The 16,246-nt window shown below is 64.4% G+C and carries 13 protein-coding genes, 1 tRNA gene and 1 pseudogene; 8 read left to right on the plus strand and 7 right to left on the minus strand.

Going from position 1 to position 16,246, the window contains the following annotated elements; all coding sequences use genetic code 11:
- Positions 1-8: 8 nt before the first annotated feature.
- The 4 genes from V1292_RS08560 (at position 9) to V1292_RS08575 (ending at position 4,257) form a co-directional block, all read left to right on the plus strand.
- Positions 9-1,790: a heme biosynthesis protein HemY gene (locus tag V1292_RS08560; protein WP_334371774.1), complete on the plus strand. Its 1,782-nt coding sequence runs from the start codon at positions 9-11 to the stop codon at positions 1,788-1,790.
- Positions 1,791-1,984: 194 nt separating this feature from the next.
- Positions 1,985-2,060: transfer RNA gene (locus tag V1292_RS08565), tRNA-Thr, on the plus strand.
- A 158-nt stretch (positions 2,061-2,218) separates the two neighbouring features.
- Positions 2,219-3,745 (plus strand): hypothetical protein, encoded by a 1,527-nt coding sequence (locus V1292_RS08570; RefSeq protein WP_334371776.1) that lies wholly within the window; start codon positions 2,219-2,221, stop codon positions 3,743-3,745.
- Positions 3,746-3,852: 107 nt separating this feature from the next.
- Positions 3,853-4,257 (plus strand): hypothetical protein, encoded by a 405-nt coding sequence (locus V1292_RS08575; protein ID WP_334371777.1) that lies wholly within the window; start codon positions 3,853-3,855, stop codon positions 4,255-4,257.
- Positions 4,258-4,329: 72 nt separating this feature from the next.
- On the opposite strand, the gene V1292_RS08580 is transcribed toward V1292_RS08575, so the two are convergent.
- Positions 4,330-5,364 carry a polysaccharide deacetylase family protein gene (locus tag V1292_RS08580; protein ID WP_334371779.1) on the minus strand — a complete coding sequence of 345 codons (1,035 nt, stop codon included), beginning with the start codon at positions 5,362-5,364 and terminating at the stop codon, positions 4,330-4,332.
- A gap of 209 nt (positions 5,365-5,573) precedes the next feature.
- Here V1292_RS08580 and V1292_RS08585 point away from each other — a divergent pair, with 209 nt between their 5' ends.
- Together V1292_RS08585 and V1292_RS08590 are read left to right on the plus strand one after the other, a co-directional pair.
- Positions 5,574-5,852 carry a hypothetical protein gene (locus V1292_RS08585; RefSeq protein WP_334365697.1) on the plus strand — a complete coding sequence of 93 codons (279 nt, stop codon included), beginning with the start codon at positions 5,574-5,576 and terminating at the stop codon, positions 5,850-5,852.
- 232 nt (positions 5,853-6,084) lie between these two features.
- Entirely contained in the window at positions 6,085-6,306 is a 222-nt protein-coding gene (locus tag V1292_RS08590) for a hypothetical protein (RefSeq protein WP_334371781.1), read from the plus strand.
- 21 nt (positions 6,307-6,327) lie between these two features.
- Here V1292_RS08590 and V1292_RS08595 read toward each other — a convergent pair whose 3' ends face one another.
- From V1292_RS08595 to V1292_RS08625, 6 genes and pseudogenes are all read right to left on the minus strand, one after another.
- Entirely contained in the window at positions 6,328-6,501 is a 174-nt protein-coding gene (locus V1292_RS08595) for a hypothetical protein (RefSeq protein WP_334371782.1), read from the minus strand.
- Positions 6,498-7,935, minus strand: a pseudogene (locus V1292_RS33830) (amidase). Before V1292_RS33830 ends, V1292_RS08595 begins: the two are co-directional and overlap by 4 nt.
- Positions 7,922-9,271: a TRAP transporter large permease gene (locus V1292_RS08610; RefSeq protein ID WP_334371785.1), complete on the minus strand. Its 1,350-nt coding sequence runs from the start codon at positions 9,269-9,271 to the stop codon at positions 7,922-7,924. The pseudogene V1292_RS33830 and the gene V1292_RS08610 overlap by 14 nt, the downstream one beginning before the upstream one ends.
- On the minus strand, positions 9,268-9,873 hold the full coding sequence (locus V1292_RS08615; protein ID WP_334371786.1) for a TRAP transporter small permease subunit: 606 nt from the start codon (positions 9,871-9,873) through the stop codon (positions 9,268-9,270). The genes V1292_RS08610 and V1292_RS08615 overlap by 4 nt, the downstream gene beginning before the upstream one ends.
- Positions 9,874-9,986: 113 nt before the next feature.
- Positions 9,987-11,108, minus strand: a complete 1,122-nt coding sequence (locus tag V1292_RS08620) for a TRAP transporter substrate-binding protein (RefSeq protein ID WP_334371787.1) — start codon at positions 11,106-11,108, stop codon at positions 9,987-9,989.
- A gap of 325 nt (positions 11,109-11,433) precedes the next feature.
- Positions 11,434-13,125 carry an MFS transporter gene (locus V1292_RS08625; protein ID WP_334371788.1) on the minus strand — a complete coding sequence of 564 codons (1,692 nt, stop codon included), beginning with the start codon at positions 13,123-13,125 and terminating at the stop codon, positions 11,434-11,436.
- Between the two features lie 149 nt (positions 13,126-13,274).
- Here V1292_RS08625 and V1292_RS08630 point away from each other — a divergent pair, with 149 nt between their 5' ends.
- Together V1292_RS08630 and V1292_RS08635 are read left to right on the plus strand one after the other, a co-directional pair.
- Positions 13,275-14,642, plus strand: a complete 1,368-nt coding sequence (locus V1292_RS08630) for a hydrolase (RefSeq protein WP_334371790.1) — start codon at positions 13,275-13,277, stop codon at positions 14,640-14,642.
- A gap of 137 nt (positions 14,643-14,779) precedes the next feature.
- A complete protein-coding gene (locus V1292_RS08635) occupies positions 14,780-16,165 on the plus strand; it encodes a cytochrome P450 (RefSeq protein ID WP_334371792.1) in 1,386 nt (461 codons plus the stop codon).
- The last annotated feature ends 81 nt before the right edge of the window (positions 16,166-16,246 follow it).

The raw sequence follows: 16,246 nt of genomic DNA on the forward strand, positions 1-16,246 counted from the left end.
GGATTTCAATGGTCCGGATCATTCTGTTTCTGCTGTTGATCGCGCTCGGTGCAGCGGGCGCGGCCTGGATTGCCGAGCAGACCGGCAACGTCGTGCTGTCGTGGGGCGGCTATCGCGTGCAGACCACGCTGCCGGTGTTCATGCTGGCGCTGGGCATCGTCATCGTCGCGGCGATGATGCTGTGGGCGACCCTGCGCGGCCTGTGGCGCACGCCGCAACGGATCCGCCGCAACCGGCGCGAACGTCGTCAAGCCCGTGGCCGGCATGCGATCACGCAAGGCCTGCTCGCGATCGGCCATGGCGATTCCACGGCTGCCCGTATCCATGCGGACGCCGCGCGAAAGCATGCGGCGCATGATCCGCTGGCCCTGCTGCTGCACGCGCAATCGGCGCAGCTCGACGGCGACCGCGAGGGCGCGCAGCGCGCCTTCCGCGCCATGGCCGAGCGCGAAGACACGCGGCTGTTGGGCCTGCGCGGCCTGTTCATCGAGGCGCAGCGCGCCGACGATCCCGTCGCCGCCGTCATGCTCGCCGAGGAAGCGCTTAAGCTGTCGCCGTCGTCGTCATGGGCATCGCACGCCGTGCTCGGCTTCTGCTGCGCCAAGGGCGACTGGGCCGGCGCGCTGAAGATCCTCGACAACAATCAATCGGCAGGGCTGATCGACAAGGCGACCTATCGCCGGCAGCGCGGCGTGCTGCTCACCGCACGCGCGCTCGAACTCGAAAAGGTCGATCGCGACCTGGCGCGCGAGAGCGTGATGGAAGCGGTCAAGCTGGCGCCGACGCTGGTGCCGGCCGCGGTGCTGGCGAGCAAGTTCGAGAGCGAAGCGCACCAGGTGCGGCGTTCGATGCGGCTTGTCGAGACGGCGTGGTTGGCGCAGCCGCATCCGGATCTGGCCGATGCCTATGCCCATGTGAAGTTGGGGGATTCCGCGCGCCAACGGCTGGTGCGGGTCGAGACGCTGGCGGCGAAAGCGCCTGAACATATCGAGGGCGCGCTGGCGATCGCGCGCGCCGCGATCGACGCGTCCGAGTTCACCAAGGCACGCGAGGCGCTGGCGCCCTTCATCGCTCAGCCGACGCAGCGGGTCGCGCTGTTGATGGCCGAGATCGAGCGCACCGAGCACGGCGATAGTGGCCGCGCGCGCGCGTGGACCTTGCGCGCGGTGCGCGCGCTGCACGATCCGGCCTGGACCGCGGACGGCTATGTCAGTGATCGCTGGCGGCCGGTCTCCCCGGTTACCGGGCGGCTCGATGCCTTCCAGTGGCAGACGCCGGTCGCGGCCCTGCCGTCCGATAAGGTGAGCACGATCGAATCCTCCCCGTTCGAGGAAGCCATGTTGGCGACGCCGCGCCGTGCCGTGGTGATTGCGCCGCCTGAGGCCGTGGACGAGCAGCCTGCCGGGCCCGCTGCCCCCGTCATCACGCCCGAACCGCCCGTGGCACCGGCCGCGCAGGACAATGTGCCGCCACCCGCGGCTGCCGCCGAAGTGCCTCCCGCCGAGGCTCCCCGCCCCGAAGCGGCCACCATTCTTCCGACGCCGGAGCCGGCCCCGCCGAAGCCGGCCGAACCGGCGCCAAGCCAGCCGGCCCCGCTGTTCCGTTCGCGTCACGATATTCCAAAGACGGTTCCGGCCCCGATTCCCGCCGTGATCCCCCTCATTCGAGCCCCGGACGACCCCGGCATCGACGAGGACGGCCAAGCGGACGAGTTCGCGGAACAAATCGCCCCGCCCAAGGCCCAGGCCGGCGGCTGGCGGGGATTTTTGTCACGTTGGGGTGGCAGTTAGAGCGTTTTCCAGCGAAGTGGACACCGGTTCGCGTCAAGAAAACGCGTCAAAACAAGAATCTAGAGCCCGGTTCTGATTCAATCAGAACCGAAAGGGCTCTAGGTTTCCGAAGCAGCGTTTTTCTTGCCAATCGGGGCGCTGCCCGATATCAGGTGCGGGCGTTCGCGGCTAACGCCCGGACGCCGCTTCGGTCCGCCGCAATAGCTCAGTTGGTAGAGCACGTCATTCGTAATGACGGGGTCACAGGTTCGAGTCCTGTTTGCGGCACCACGCTTTTTTTGGGCGGGCTCTCGCCGGAGCTTCCTTTCAGCCGATCGCCGCCTTCAGCCTCATAGCCATGTGCTTGGCAAGCGCGTATCCAACCCCCTGAAATCTCTTATTAACTGGCCGCCTCTAGCTTGCCTGCACAGTTTTCAGCAGGATCTTGCATGTCGCTCAATGTCGGCCTGAGCCTTCCCGGGGACGAAACCGCCCGCCAGGGAGCCTGGGCCGTGACTCCCCTGCACGCCGTCGTCGCCGTCTTCATGGTGGCGATCATGCTGCGAGGGTTTTTGCCCTTCAACGTCGATGTAAGCTGGTGGTTGACCATCTGCGAGCGCATGCTCGACGGCCAGCGTTTGTATGTCGACATCCTCGAGACCAATCCGCCGATGGCGGGATCGGTCTATATGCTCGGCGTCGTCGTTGCACGCGCGATTCACATGCGGCCTGAGGTCGTGACCAACGGGCTGATCTTTCTATTGATCGCGGCATCGCTGGCGCTGACATGGCGGGCCTTGCGTTTCTCCTCGTTGCGCGAGCGTGCCGGTGGCGTGGTTGCCGTATGGGCGGCCGCGTTGCTGACCATTTTGCCGATGTATGATTTCGGCCAGCGCGAACACCTGGCGCTGGTGGCGCTGCTGCCGGCGCTTGCGGTCTACATCCTGCGCGCCAATGGCGAGCGGGTTGCGCCGTCGGCGATCCTGATCGCCGGCCTGTGCGCCGCGACAACCATGAACTTCAAGCCGTATTTCGTCTTTGCGGTCGGCTTTTGCATTCTGACCGCAGCCGCGCAAGCGCGAGACTGGCGGGTGCTGTTTGCGCCGGAGAACTGGATCGCCGCGACCTTGGTCGTGATCCATGCGCTCTGCATCGTCGCGTTCTATCCGGAGTATCTCACGCTCATCTATCCGCTGGTGCGCGACGTCTATCTGTTGGCGAACTTACCGCTCCTCTCCATTCTGCCGACGTCAGCAACAACGCTGTGGCTGCTGGCGATCACGGTCACGCTGGCGTTGCAAAGCCGGCGGCAGAAAGTGGACACGGTGGCGCTGGTGATGATGGCCGGATCGCTCGGCTTCGCGGTCTCGTTTTTCGTGCAGGCCAAGGGATGGGGATATCACGCCTATCCGATGGTCGCGCTCGGACTGCTGGCCGCAGGTTGGGCGGTCGTGGCCGGCGGCGATGGGCAGGCGGGATCGCGCCGGCTTCGCGTTGGCGCGATGTTGCTCATCGCGCTTGTCTTCGCAAACGGATGCCTCCGGTTCGCCACGAGCATCGATACGCGGGTCGTCCGGGAGGAGATCACCCCGCTAGGGCCGCGGCCGAAGATCCTGATGCTGAGTGCGGCGAACGACATCGGTCATCCGGCGGTTCGCGAGCTTGGGGGGACATGGGTCTCGCGTCAGCAGGCGCTTTGGATTCGGGAAGTCGTTCGTCGGGCGCTCCGGGACGGGACCATCGATCAGCCGACGGCGGACCGCCTCGCGGGCTACGTGGCGCGCGAGCGCGCCGGCCTGATCGAGGATTTCAGGAAGCAGCCGCCCGACGTTGTTGTGATCGACAACCAGAATAGCGACTGGGGTAGTTGGGCCGCTGCCGACCCCGAACTCTCCCAACTCCTGAAATCCTATACCTTGGTGAAGAATATCATGGGGATAGAGATCCTGCGGCGAGTGGATCAGACCCGGTCCTAGGCGCGTCGATAGATCGCCGGGTGGTGCATGCCTTGCGTGACCTTTCTCACATAGAGAGCCGCGTGGCCGGCCTAGTCTCCGCCTCGACCTCAAGGGGAGACACCAACATGCGTAAACTCATTCTCATCGCAGGATTCGTTCTGGCATCCACTGCTGCTCAGGCTGGGGATCGGAGCTTGTCGCTGGGTGGCATCGAGCGGGCGCCCGCGAAGGCCGTCGATGCACCGAAAACCGCTGAAGTCCCGCAGCCGCCGGAACCGCCGAAATATGTCGAGCGGCCGGCGATCGAGCCCAAGGCTGAAACGCCGAAGGCTGAGACTCCGAAGGCCGAGGCGCCCAAGCCGGCAGCAAAGGTTCAACAGCCGGCCGCTGAGCGGTCGAGAGCCGAGCGCGGAAGGCCCGTTGCTCGGAGAACGGCGTTCATGTCCAGGAGCATGAAGCCGCGCCGCAGGCACCACTGGATTGAAGCGCGCATCGTCCGCGAGCTGCATCGCCACGGGATCTACTGGTAAACACTGCCAAAGCAAAACGCGCCCCTCGGGATTACTCCGAGGGGCGCGTTTTGCGTGCTTGAGCCGATCGGCTTACTGCGAAACCGTCTGCACCACGCTGCTGATCGGGCGGCTGGCAACCGCCGGCATCTTCTGGTCCTTCACCAGCATCGCGTCATATTCGGGCAGGGTTTCGAGTTGCTCCTTGGCGCGCATTTGCACGACCTTGTAGCCGCCGGCTTTCAGGCGGCGCAGCAATGTCGGCAAAGCTTGCGCCGTGCTCTTCTGCAAATCGTGCATCAGGATGACGCCCTTGCCCTGCTTGTCGAGCTTGGTCATGACGTTCTGGATGACCTGGTCGGGACCCGACGATCTGAAGTCGTTGGAATCGACATCAACCGAAAACATCGAGATGTTGCGCGAGGCGAGATAGCCGAGGGCCGGCTGCGTGTGCGCAAGCCCCGGGAAGCGGAAGAACGGCGCGGGCGCCGTCCCGAGCGCCATCTTCACCGCGCTAAAGCCCTTCTCGATCTCTTCCTTGACCTGCGCTTCGGTCAGTTTCTTGCTGTCGAGATGGGCATGCGACCAGGTGTGCGAGCCGATGGTGTGGCCGGCGGTCGCGACCTGCTTGAGAATCTCGGGATGATAAGTCGTGTGCTTGCCGACGGGGAAGAAGAGCGCCTTCGTGCATTCATCCGATAGCGCCTTGAGCACGGCGGGCGTGGTCGGCCACGGGCCGTCGTCGAAGGTCAGCACGACCTCTTTGTCGGTCAGGAAGTCGAACTGCTTGTACTGCAGGAAGCCGAAGCCGGGGCCGCCGGTGGTGTCGATCACGACGGTGCGGCTCACGCCGAGTGCGTCGGGATTGGCGCAGGCCGATCGCATCGGCTGGGCTGCGGGAATCGGCGCGGGGGCAGGGGCCGGCTTCGAGAGCGAGGCTGTGGTCTCGACGTCGTCCCTCGGTGCCGGCCTGGCTGCGGCGGGTGCCGGCAGCGGCTCGGGCGCACGGGCGGCAACGGTTTGGGGTGCAGCCGCGTCGGTCCGCGGCGAGGAGGTCCAAAACCAAACGCCGGTGATCACCAGCGCCATCACTACACTGGCCAGCATCAGGCCCAACGCATTACGCATCGCTACTCTTTCCACATACTCGGGGTACACACACGCAACGGGCCATTAATGCCAACAATGTCTTAACGTCTCGCGAACAAGCGCCGGCTAGGTGAAGGAAATGAGCAGCTTATGCGCGAGTGAGGTCAGTCACAGTCGCCCCGCGGCTCCGGGCGCATGCTCCTGCCATCAACAACGGGGCTCGCCTGCCGAGCCAACAGGAGCCGACAATGACCGCAGTGTTCTTCAATGCCGTTCGCAAGGTCAGCCTAGTGCTGGCCCTGACCGCCTCGTTCGCCGCCGCTTCGTCGACCGCGAGCTTCGCCTTCACCTCTGAGCAGCAGCAGATGTGCACCGGCGACGCATTCCGCCTCTGCAGCTCGGAAATCCCGAATATTCCGAAGATCACCGCCTGCATGATCAAGCATCGCGCCGACCTGAGCGCGGGCTGCCGCACCGTGATGGATCGCGATCTCGCGGCGAAGAAGGGCAAGCTCGCCGCGCAATAGTCGGCCCACCGGCTCCCGGGAACGCTTGCGGCGATGCGACGCAGGCGTTTTTCGTTTCGCGGCGTTCACAACGCGAACGGGGCATTTCGCCGTTCACAAATGCGTGCGGCCGGGATTTTGACGCACTGGATTCCTGTTTGACGCGTTTTCCTGACGCGGACCGGTTCCAACCTCGCCAGAAAACGCTATAGAGCGCGCTGATCGCGTTTCCCGGCTACGAAGGCATTAACAAATGACCAAGATCCTTTTCGTCATTCCCCTGATCCTGATGGCCTCAAGCGTATCGGCACAAACACAAAAAAGAGAGGGGCATGACGAGTGCGCGCGCGACGTCTCGCGGTATTGCCGGGCGCAGATGCAGGATGGTGATCAGGTCATTCTGGCCTGCCTGAAGCAGAACCGCTCACGGATCAGCAAGGCCTGCCAGCGGAAGCTAGCGAGCGCCGGGCAGTAGAAGGCGCCGGGCGGCCGTGGCTTATCCCGTGCCGTTTCCGTTGGCGCGCAGCGATTGGTAGAAATCGTAAATCAATAGCGCCATCACCAGCACGCAGATGATGATCAGCGGCACTGCCTTGATCCACCAGAGCATGATGCCGAGAAACGCGCAGACGCCGGCAACGCCGATCAGTCCGGTGATGAAATTCGTCATCTGCCGCTCCTTGTTTTCGCGCGACGCGCATTGGTTTTGGCAGGCGCGGCTTTGCCGCGGCCGCCTTTTCCAAGAGTTTTGATGAGCCAGTTGGCCGTCCGCAGGAGCCGCGCATCGTTGCCGCGGCGCCCGACCAACTGAACGCCGATGGGCAGGCCGCTTTCCGATTGCAGCAGCGGCAGCGTCACCGCCGGCGTGCCGAGGTAAGTCCACGTCGAGCAGAACACGGGGTTGCCGGTACTGTCGAGGCCGCGCGGCGCCGGGCCCGGTGCAGACGGGGTCAGAATCGCGTCGTATTCGTCAAACACGCCGTCGAGCGCCGCGTTGAGCGGCGCGCTGCCGGCCAAGGCGCGCGTGTAGTCGACGGCCGCAACCTGGCGGCCGCGCTCGATCAGTGCGCGCAGCATCTGGCTCAGGGACTCGCCGCCCTGCTCGAAATCGCGATGCAGGTTGTGCGCCATCTCCACTTCCATGACGGTGCGGTGCATGTCGATGGCGCGGTCGAAACTTGGGCCGATCTCGACTTCGGAAACTTGCTCGCCGAGCGCTTCCACCAGTTCGGCAAACGCCTCCGTCGTCACCTGCTCGACATGCTTCCACGCGGGCGAGCGCACGAAGGCGAACCGTGGCGGCAATGGCGGCTCACTTGCCGCCATTTCGACAAAGGGCGGAGAGGCAAGGGGGCGCGTATCCGGATCTTCCTCGTCGAAACCTGCAAGGGTCTGTGCCAGCAGTGCTGCATCGTCGACCGAGCGCGCAAACACGCCGGACATGATCAAGTGCCCGCGATAGCAGTAGCGCGCCGCTCCGTGGAATGAGACCGTGTGTCGGCTTGAAGCCAACCACCCCGCAGAAGGCGGCAGGGCGGATCACGGACCCGTTGGTCTGCGAGCCGATGGCGCCCGGCACCATCAGCGCTGCAACGGCCGCGGCGGAGCCCGACGATGACCCGCCCGGCGTGTGAGCCGGGTTGTGCGGATTTCGGGTCTTGCCGGGATTGAAATAGGCATACTCGGTCGTCACCGTCTTGCCGAGGATCACGGCCCCTGCCGCCCGCAGGCGCGCCACCGCCGCCGCATCGCGACGCGGAGTGCGTCCGGCCCACAGGCTTGATCCGAACTCCGTCGGCATGTCGCCGGTATCGAAGATATCCTTGATGCCCAGTGGCACGCCATGCAACGGGCCTGTGGCCTTGCCCTGCTTGCGACGGTCGTCCGCGGCCTCGGCCTGCCGCATCGCGTAGTCGCGATCGAGGAATGCCCACGCCTCGATGTCGCGATCGGCCTCGTCGACGCGTTTCAAGCAGTCGGCGACAAGCTCCACTGAGCTGAGCCGGCCATCGCGGATGCTGGCCGCAGCCTCCGCAAGCCCGAGCGCATTGAGACTCATGCGCATCCTTTCAGCGCTTTGCCGGGCCGGCTCACCGCGATCCATAGAGATAGCTGGGCAACCACAACGCAATTTCCGGGAAGATGTAGACCAGAGCCATGGTGAAGAAGACCAGGCCGACAAAGGGAAGCGCGCCGGAGAAGATGTCGGTGAGCTTCACTTGCGGCGGTGCCACGCCCTTCAAATAGAAGGCGGCCATCGCGACGGGCGGCGTATTGAACGCTGTCTGCGTGTTCAATGCGACCAGGATGCCGAAGAAGATTGGATCGATGCCGTACTGGGGAAGCAGCGGCAGGAAGATCGGCACGAAGATGATGATGATCTCGGTCCATTCCAGCGGCCAGCCGAGCAGGAAGATGATGATCTGGGTCAGCAGCAGGAACTGAATCGGTGACAGATTCAGCGAGGTGAAGAACTGCTCGACCACCGACTGTCCGCCGAGGACGGCAAACACCGCGGAGAACGTCCACGACCCGATGAACAGGTAGCAGACCATCGCGGTGGCGCGCACGGTAAGGTAAACCGACTCGCGCATCATCGTGTAGTTGAGCGAGCGATAGGCCGCTGCCAGAACGATGCTCATGAGCGCGCCCACCGCCGCCGCTTCGGACGGCGTCGCCAGCCCGAACAGGATCGCACCGAGCACCGAAACAATCAGCAGCGCCAACGGCAGGAACGATGTGGCGAGCGCCCAGATCACCGTGCTGAGAGGCACATTGGTCTGTTCGGGCGGCAGCTTCGGCGCGAGCGCGGGATTGATGATCGCCCGCGCCATCGCGTAGAGGACATAGAACAAGGCCAGCATGAACCCCGGAAAGAATGCGGCCGCATAGAGCTTGACCGCCGAAACGCCGGCGGTCGCCGCATAGACGATCAGGAGAATGCTTGGAGGGATCAGGATGCCGAGGCAGCCGCCGGCGCACACCACGCCTGCCGACAGCTTGGTGTCGTAACCCGCGCGCAGCATCGCCGGCAACGCCAGCAGGCCCATCAGCGTAACAACGGCGCCGACGATGCCGGTGGCGGTCGCGAACATTGCGCAAGTGATGAGCGTAGCCACCGCGAGCGCGCCGGGCACGTTCTTCATCGACAATTGCAGCGAGTGGAACAGGCGGTCGAGAATATTGGCGCGCTCGACCAGATAGCCCATGAAGAGGAACAGTGGCACCGCGACCAGCACGTCGCTGGACGTGACCTCGAACGTCTTCTGCACCAGCAGCGTGAAGATACGGTTCTGGAAGAACTCCTGACCGGGCGTGTAGTAGGCATAGTAGCCGAACGAGACGCCCATCGCCATCAGCGTGAAGGCGATCGGGAAGCCGAGCATGATGATGAAGATGAAAAGCCCCAGCATCAGCATGCCGAGTTGAGGGTCGGTCATGCGCCGGCTCCTTTCTCGGTCGGCTCCACCGCAGCCTGGTGCTGTTGATGCTCGCGGATGATGAGGCTCTCGGTTTCCTCGACGTCGTGCAGGCGTTGCGGCCATCGTCCGGTGCGGATGCACAGCACACAGCGGATGATTTCAGCGAACCCTTGCAGAAACAGAAGCAGGCCGGTGATCGGGATCAGCGCCTTCAGCGGAAACACCGGCACGCCGGCCGGACTGAAGATGCTGACTTCGCGGAAGCGCACCGACATATCGGCGTAGTTCCAGCCTGAATACATCAATGCCGCAATCGCCGGCAGGAAGAACAGAATGTAAAGAACGAGGTCCATCGTCGCCTGGGTGCGCGGCGACCACAGCCGGTAGACCACATCGGCGCGCACATGGCCGTTGCGCGAGAGCGTATAGGCGCCGGCCATCAGGAACATCGCGCCGTAGGTGATGTAGCTGATGTCGAATGCCCAGGTGGTCGGCGCACGCAACACGTAGCGCATGAACACCTCGTAGCTGACACCGAGCGTGAGGACGAGAATCAGCCAGGCGAACGCCTTGCCGACCCATGTGCTGAGCTCATCGATGAAAAACAGAAATTTCCTCATGCGAGTTGAACCCGCGGCAAATCGCACATCCGGATGTCCCCCAATTGCTGGCTGAGCGGCGCGTCAACCGCGCCGCTCATTATTCGTACCGCCGCTCAAGCGCTGCGAGCTCGTCAGACCTTGAGCACGCCCGGGAAGTGATGCTCGAAGGCGCCACGATAATCCGTCGCGTTGTTCATGTTGTAGTAGACCACGCGGCGCACCCACGCCTTCTGCGAATCCATCACCTTCTTCATGAACGGATCCGACCCGAGCTGAGTGATCAGGCCATCCCATGCCTTGATCTGCGCATCGAATACGGACTTCGGCGTCCGCTGAACGTTGACCTTGTCCTTGCTGATCAGTTCCTGCAGGTCCTTGGAGTAATAATCCATCGCCTTCCATTCGTTGGCGGAGGAGACTGCCTCTGCGGCATACTGCAGAATCGCCTTCTGCTCGGCCGCCAACGCATTGTATTTCGTGCGGTTGAACATGATCTCGAAGTATTCCGTCGCCTGATGGTGGCTGCCCATCATGTAGTTCTTGGCGACGTCCTGCGCGCCGAAGCGCCTGTCCGAGGTCGGGTTGTTAAACTCGAATCCGTCGATCACGCCGCGCTCCATGGCCGGCACGATTTCGCCGCCCGGAAGCTGCGCGACAGAGGCGCCCATCACCTGGAACAAGTCGGCGGCGAGACCCACGGTGCGGTACTTGAGCCCCTTCAGGTCGGCGTCGCTGTTGATCGGCTTCTTGAACCAGCCGAGTGGCTGGGTCGGCATCGGCATCGCGAAGAAGCTCTTGATGTTGACCTTCATAATCTGGGTCTGGAGTTCTTCGAACAGCTCCTTGCCACCGCCGTTGTGAATCCAGCCAAGGCCTTCGTTGGCATTGAAGCCGAACACGGGCCCGGTGCCGAATAGCGACGCGGCCTTGTGCTTGCCGTACCAGTAGACGGTCACCGTATGGGCCGCGTCGATCTGACCGCCATGCACGCCGTCGAATACCTGGAACGGATGCACAACCGAACCGCCCACCAGATAGTCGATACGCAGCCGGCCTCCCGCCATCTCGTTGACGCGCTTCACATAATCTTCGGCCATCTCGTTGAAGACGTCGGCCTTGCCCCACGAGCCCTGCATCTTCAGGGTCGCCGTCTGCGCCCGGCTGACTTGTGGCATCGCAATCGCCGCACCGCCGGCGGCCGCGGCCGTCAGGAAACGGCGCCGCGTCGTTTTTGTATCGCTACGCTTGCTCATGAGTTCCTCCCGGTTGAGATGTCGCCCGCTGTCGCCGCAGGCTTGTTTGTCTCAACGACAAGTCAAAGGCTTGCGCGGCATTTTGGCAAGCGGGAAGTGCGCGGACTCCTTATGAATCGCTCAACTGGCAGGGCAACGTTGCTATCTCGCAGGCGCGAAGCAGGACCTGCTCGCGTTCGGCGGGGCGTATGCCCACCGACGTCTTGCACTTTAGTCGCAGGAAGTTGGTGGCGCGGTGTGGGCAGCACGCTGAATCAAGTTGGGCTGATTTATTCCCGCGCCGTTCTGCGCCCAACAGCCGCCCCGCGTCACCCATATCGATGGGTCAGGTGCTGCTGCCTGCTGCGGTTGCGACCACCGGCAAGACCTCGTTGGCCGCGCGGTCGGGGGTATCTTCCTTCCAGCGGACCGAGCCGAACGGCCGCTCCAGCATGCGGCGGACGCGGATCGGCTCCGGCCCGAGATGAAAGTCGATCGCGCGCTGGTGCAGGGCGCGCTCGGATTGCGTGGCACGGTTACGCTGGCGCAGATAATCGAGCCAGGTCGGGCAATGGTAGCGCTCCGTCCATAATTCGGGGTCGCCGATGTCGCGCGCGATCGACCAGCCATAGGCGCCGTTGCGCTGGCGGCTGAGCTGCACTTCCTGCATCACATTGTGAAACGCGCGCGCGTTGTCCTGCGCGACGCGATATTCGATTTCGACCACCAGCGGTCCGCTGCGCCCCGTGAGCGACAGCCGCACCTCGGGATCGGCAAGCAGTTCGGTGGCATCCTCGTTGCGCGCGCCGACCGGCGGCATGCGCAGCCAGATGCCGAGCAGGGGCGAGATCAGCATCAGCCCGGCCGAGACCAAGAGCGCGGTCTCCACGCCGGCGAGGTCGGTGAGGTGGCCCCAGCCCCAGCTTCCGACCGCAATGCCGCCGGCGATCGACGCCTGGAAAGCCGCCAGCGAGCGGCCCGCAACCCAGCGCGGCGCTGAAAGCTGCACGCCGATATTGAACAGGGCGACCGCCAGCATCCACACCGCGCCGGCGAGCACGAGTGCAATCGCCGTCAGGATCGCGTTGGTACTCAGGGCGACCGCCGCGATCGCGCCGGCCATCGATATCGCGCAGGCGCGCACCGCGGCCTCGCCGCTCATGCGCCGCCGCACCTCGCCGATATTCAGCGCACCGAATACGGCGCCCATGCCGAATGCCCCGAGCATGATGCCGTAGGTTTGCGCGCCGCCATGCAGGAGATCGCGGGCGACCAGTGGCATCAGCGCCGAGACCGAGCCGCCAATGATGCCGGTGACCAGCGTGCGCGTCAGCACGATCTTGATCGATGGCGAATTGGTGATGTAGCGCACGCCGGAGACCATGGCGCGGTTGAGCCGTTCGCGCGGCAGGCGCGACGGCTCGTGGGCGCGATTCCACAGAAACATCACCGCTATCAGCGGCAGATACAGCACCGCATTGACGGCAAACGCCGCCACGGCGCCCGCGGTAGCAACGACGATTCCGCCGATCGCCGGGCCGAAACTGCGCGCAATGTTGTAGCTGATGCCGTTGAGCGCGACCGCCGCCGGCAGCGTTTCCGCCGGCACCTGCTCGGTCACTGAGGCCTGCCAGGCCGGCCCGAACAGCGCCATGCCGCTGCCGACGACGAAGCACAGCGCCAAGAGGATATTCGGCGTCACGAGGCCGAACCACGCCAGCACCGTGAGCGCGGTTGCGCCGACAAGCGCGATGCCGAGCGAGACTAGGGCGACGATGCGGCGGTCGTGCATGTCGGCGATGGCGCCGGCGGGCATCGAGATCAGCATCACCGGCAGCATCAGCGCGGTCTGCACCAGCGCGACCTTGTCGGCCGAAGAAGTCATCTGCGTCATCGCCCAGGCCGCGCCGACGCCCTGGATCAAAATCCCCAGGTTGGAAACGAGGCTGGCGAGCCAGATGCGCCGGAACACCGCGTGCCGCAACGGCGCTGCGATCCCGTCAGTCGCAAGACGCGAACGTTTCGGCTGGTCGGTCATGATCGGTTCCGTTGGCGTTCTGTCACCGGCTTGATTCCATTCGAATATAAAGTGATGCCTGCGAAAGCCCTGGCCTGTCCAGTCGAAGCAGCACTATCGGCGGTGCTATCGCACAGCTAAGGTATTGAAAAGCAACGGAAGGTTTCGGAATGCGGCTGTCGCGGCGGTTGATCCTCAGGGGTGCCGGAGCGTTGCCTTTGCTGGCGGGCGGTCTTCCGCTGCTCGGTCTGCAGGCGCGAGCGCAGACCGCACCAGCGGCCGTTCCGCCGATCCTGTTCGTGCATGGCAATGGCGACCACGCGGCACTCTGGATAACGACGCTGTGGCGAATGGAATCGAATGGCGTGCCACGCGAGCGAATGCTGGCGTTCAATTTTACCGATCCTCTGGCACGCACCGATGACAAGGTGCAGCAACCGAACCGTTCCTCGACCGACGACCAGCGCCGCGAGCTCGGCGAGGCCGTTAAGGAATTGCAGCGTCGCACCGGCGCGGCGCGCATCGCCCTCGTCGGTAATTCGCGCGGCGGCTATTCGATCCGCAATTACATCAGAAATGGCGGCGGAGCTGATGTTAGCCACGCCGTGCTGTGCGGCGTTCCCAATCACGGAATCTATGATTGGGATGACGGCATCAATAACGAGTTCAACGGTCGCGGCCCGTTCTTGCGCGGCTTGAACGAGGGCGATAGCGAGGCGACGCCGGGCACGGCGTTTCTCACCTTGCGCAGCGACGGCAACGACAAATATGCGCAACCCGACGGACGCTTCGTCGGCAAGCCGGGCATGCCGACCGGCGTCACATCAGATGGTCCTGCGCTGAAGGGCGCGACCAATCTGGTGCTCGGCGCGCTCGATCATCGCGAGGTCGCGTTTCATCCGCGCGCGTTTCGCGAGATCTATAAATTCATCGCTGGCGTCGAGCCGTCCCGAATCGAGATCGTGCCGGAAACGGAAGTCAGGCTGAGCGGGCTTGTGACGGGTACGCCGGGCGGCGTTGTCACCAACCGTCCGGTCTCCGGCGCGACGGTCGAAATCTATCGCGTCTCTGCCGAGACCGGCGAACGGACCGGCGGTCCGATCCATTCTTCGCAAACCGCCGCCGACGGCCGTTGGGGCCCGGCGCAGGTCGAGGCTACCTGGTTTCTCGAAATCGTGTTGACGTCAGCGGGTTCGCCGACGACCCATTTCTATCGCTCGCCGCTTCCGCGCTCCTCCGAAATCGTGCATCTGCGTGCCGCACGCCCGCTCGGGCCGGCCGATACCGGCGCGGGCGCCGTGGTCCTGATGTCGCGTCCGCGGGGCTATTTCGGCCTGCCGCGGGACGTAGTGCTGATCGACGGCAAGGAGCCCAGGGACGTGAAATCCGGCGTGCCGACCGATTCGGTCACGACCTTGCGGCTTCCGGCAGAGGAGGTCGGCAGGCCCGTGGTGACCATGTTCAACACCGAGCGGATCGTGGCGCGGGCCTGGCCGGCCTCGGAAAACCGGATTGCGGTTGCCGAACTGACTTATTAGCTGTTTCCTGACGGGTGCGCCTTTGTGGCGCCCGGATCGAATACATAGTTGGAGCCGTAGCCCGCATGAGCGAAGCGATATGCGGGGCGTTGGTCCCGGATATCGCCACGCTCGTCCGGGCTACGAGAGTGGCGCCGATGAGCATAGCCGAAGCCTACGACATGACGGTTGCGCGCGCACCGCTGGTGCCGCCGAGCCCGCCGCGGGCGCCCGACGACATGACGGTGTTCGGGCGGATGAAGGCGATCCGCGAAAGCCCGATCGGTAGCTGGGGCCAGCGGGCCTATGAGGAAGATATCGTCCAGGGCCGCTTCTTTGGACGCAGCACGTTCATTCTCAACGCGCCGGATGCGATCAAGCATGTGCTGGTCGACAATTACGAAAATTATACGCGAACGCCGGCCGGTATCCGGGTGCTGCGTCCAATCCTCGGCGAAGGTCTTTTGATCGCGGAAGGGCGCGCGTGGAAGCATCAGCGCCGCACGTTGGCGCCGGCATTCACGCCGCGCGCGGTGATGCCGCTCATTCCGCACATGCTGGCGGCGACCGACCAGACGGTCGCCAAGCTGAGAGCCGCCAGCAATGGACACGTCGACCTGCGCGAGGCGATGCAGCGGATGGCGCTCGAGATCGCCGGGCGCACCATGTTCTCGTTCGGGATGGATCGCCACGGCGCTGCCTTGCGCGATTTCGTGATGGAATATGGCGACCGGCTGGCGCGCCCGCATTTCCTCGACCTGCTGCTGCCGTTGAGCTGGCCAAGCCCGCAGGATATTGCGCGCAGCCGCTTCCGCAAGCGCTGGACCGTATTCGTCGGCATGTTGATGACCGAGCGCCGCGCCGCCGGCAAGACCGCGGGCGCGCCGGCGCGCGATCTGTTCGACCTGATGGGCGACGCGCGCGATCCGGAAACCGGCGAAGTCTTCTCAGACGAGCAACTCGGCGATCAGGTCGCGACCATGATTCTCGCCGGCCATGAGACGACGGCGACCGCACTGTTCTGGGCGCTCTATCTTCTGGCGCTCGATCCTGCCACGCAGGAGCAGGTGGCGAGCGAAGTACAGACCGCGCCCGTCAACGGCGCGTCCGATATCGAGCGGTTGAAATTCACCCGCGCGGTGATCGACGAGACCATGCGGCTCTATCCGCCGGCGTTCCTGATCGCACGCGCGGCGATCGGGCCGGATAAGATCGCGGGCCTGCCGGTCAAGAAGAAGGACGTCATCCTGATCGCGCCGTGGCTGTTGCATCGGCACGAAAAATTGTGGCGCGATCCGAGTGCCTTCATCCCGTCCCGCTTCATGACGGGCACGCCGCCCGACCGCTTCGCCTATTTGCCGTTCGGCGTCGGCGCCCGCGTTTGCATCGGCGCGCATTTCGCGCTGGTCGAGGCGACGCTGGCGCTGGCGAAGATGATCGGCGCGTTTCGCGTCACGCTCGTCGACAAGGATCCGGTGATGCCGATCGGCGTGGTGACGACACAGCCCGACCGTTCGCCGATGTTCGCCATCACGCCGCGGTAGTATTTTTTTGATCGGGCCGATTGCCGGCCCCGCGAAGAAAATGCGTCAGAGGAGCAAGCGCACCTTGCGCGGTCGCCTCGG

Source organism: Bradyrhizobium sp. AZCC 1719, assembly GCF_036924525.1.
Taxonomy (GTDB): Bacteria; Pseudomonadota; Alphaproteobacteria; order Rhizobiales; family Xanthobacteraceae; genus Bradyrhizobium.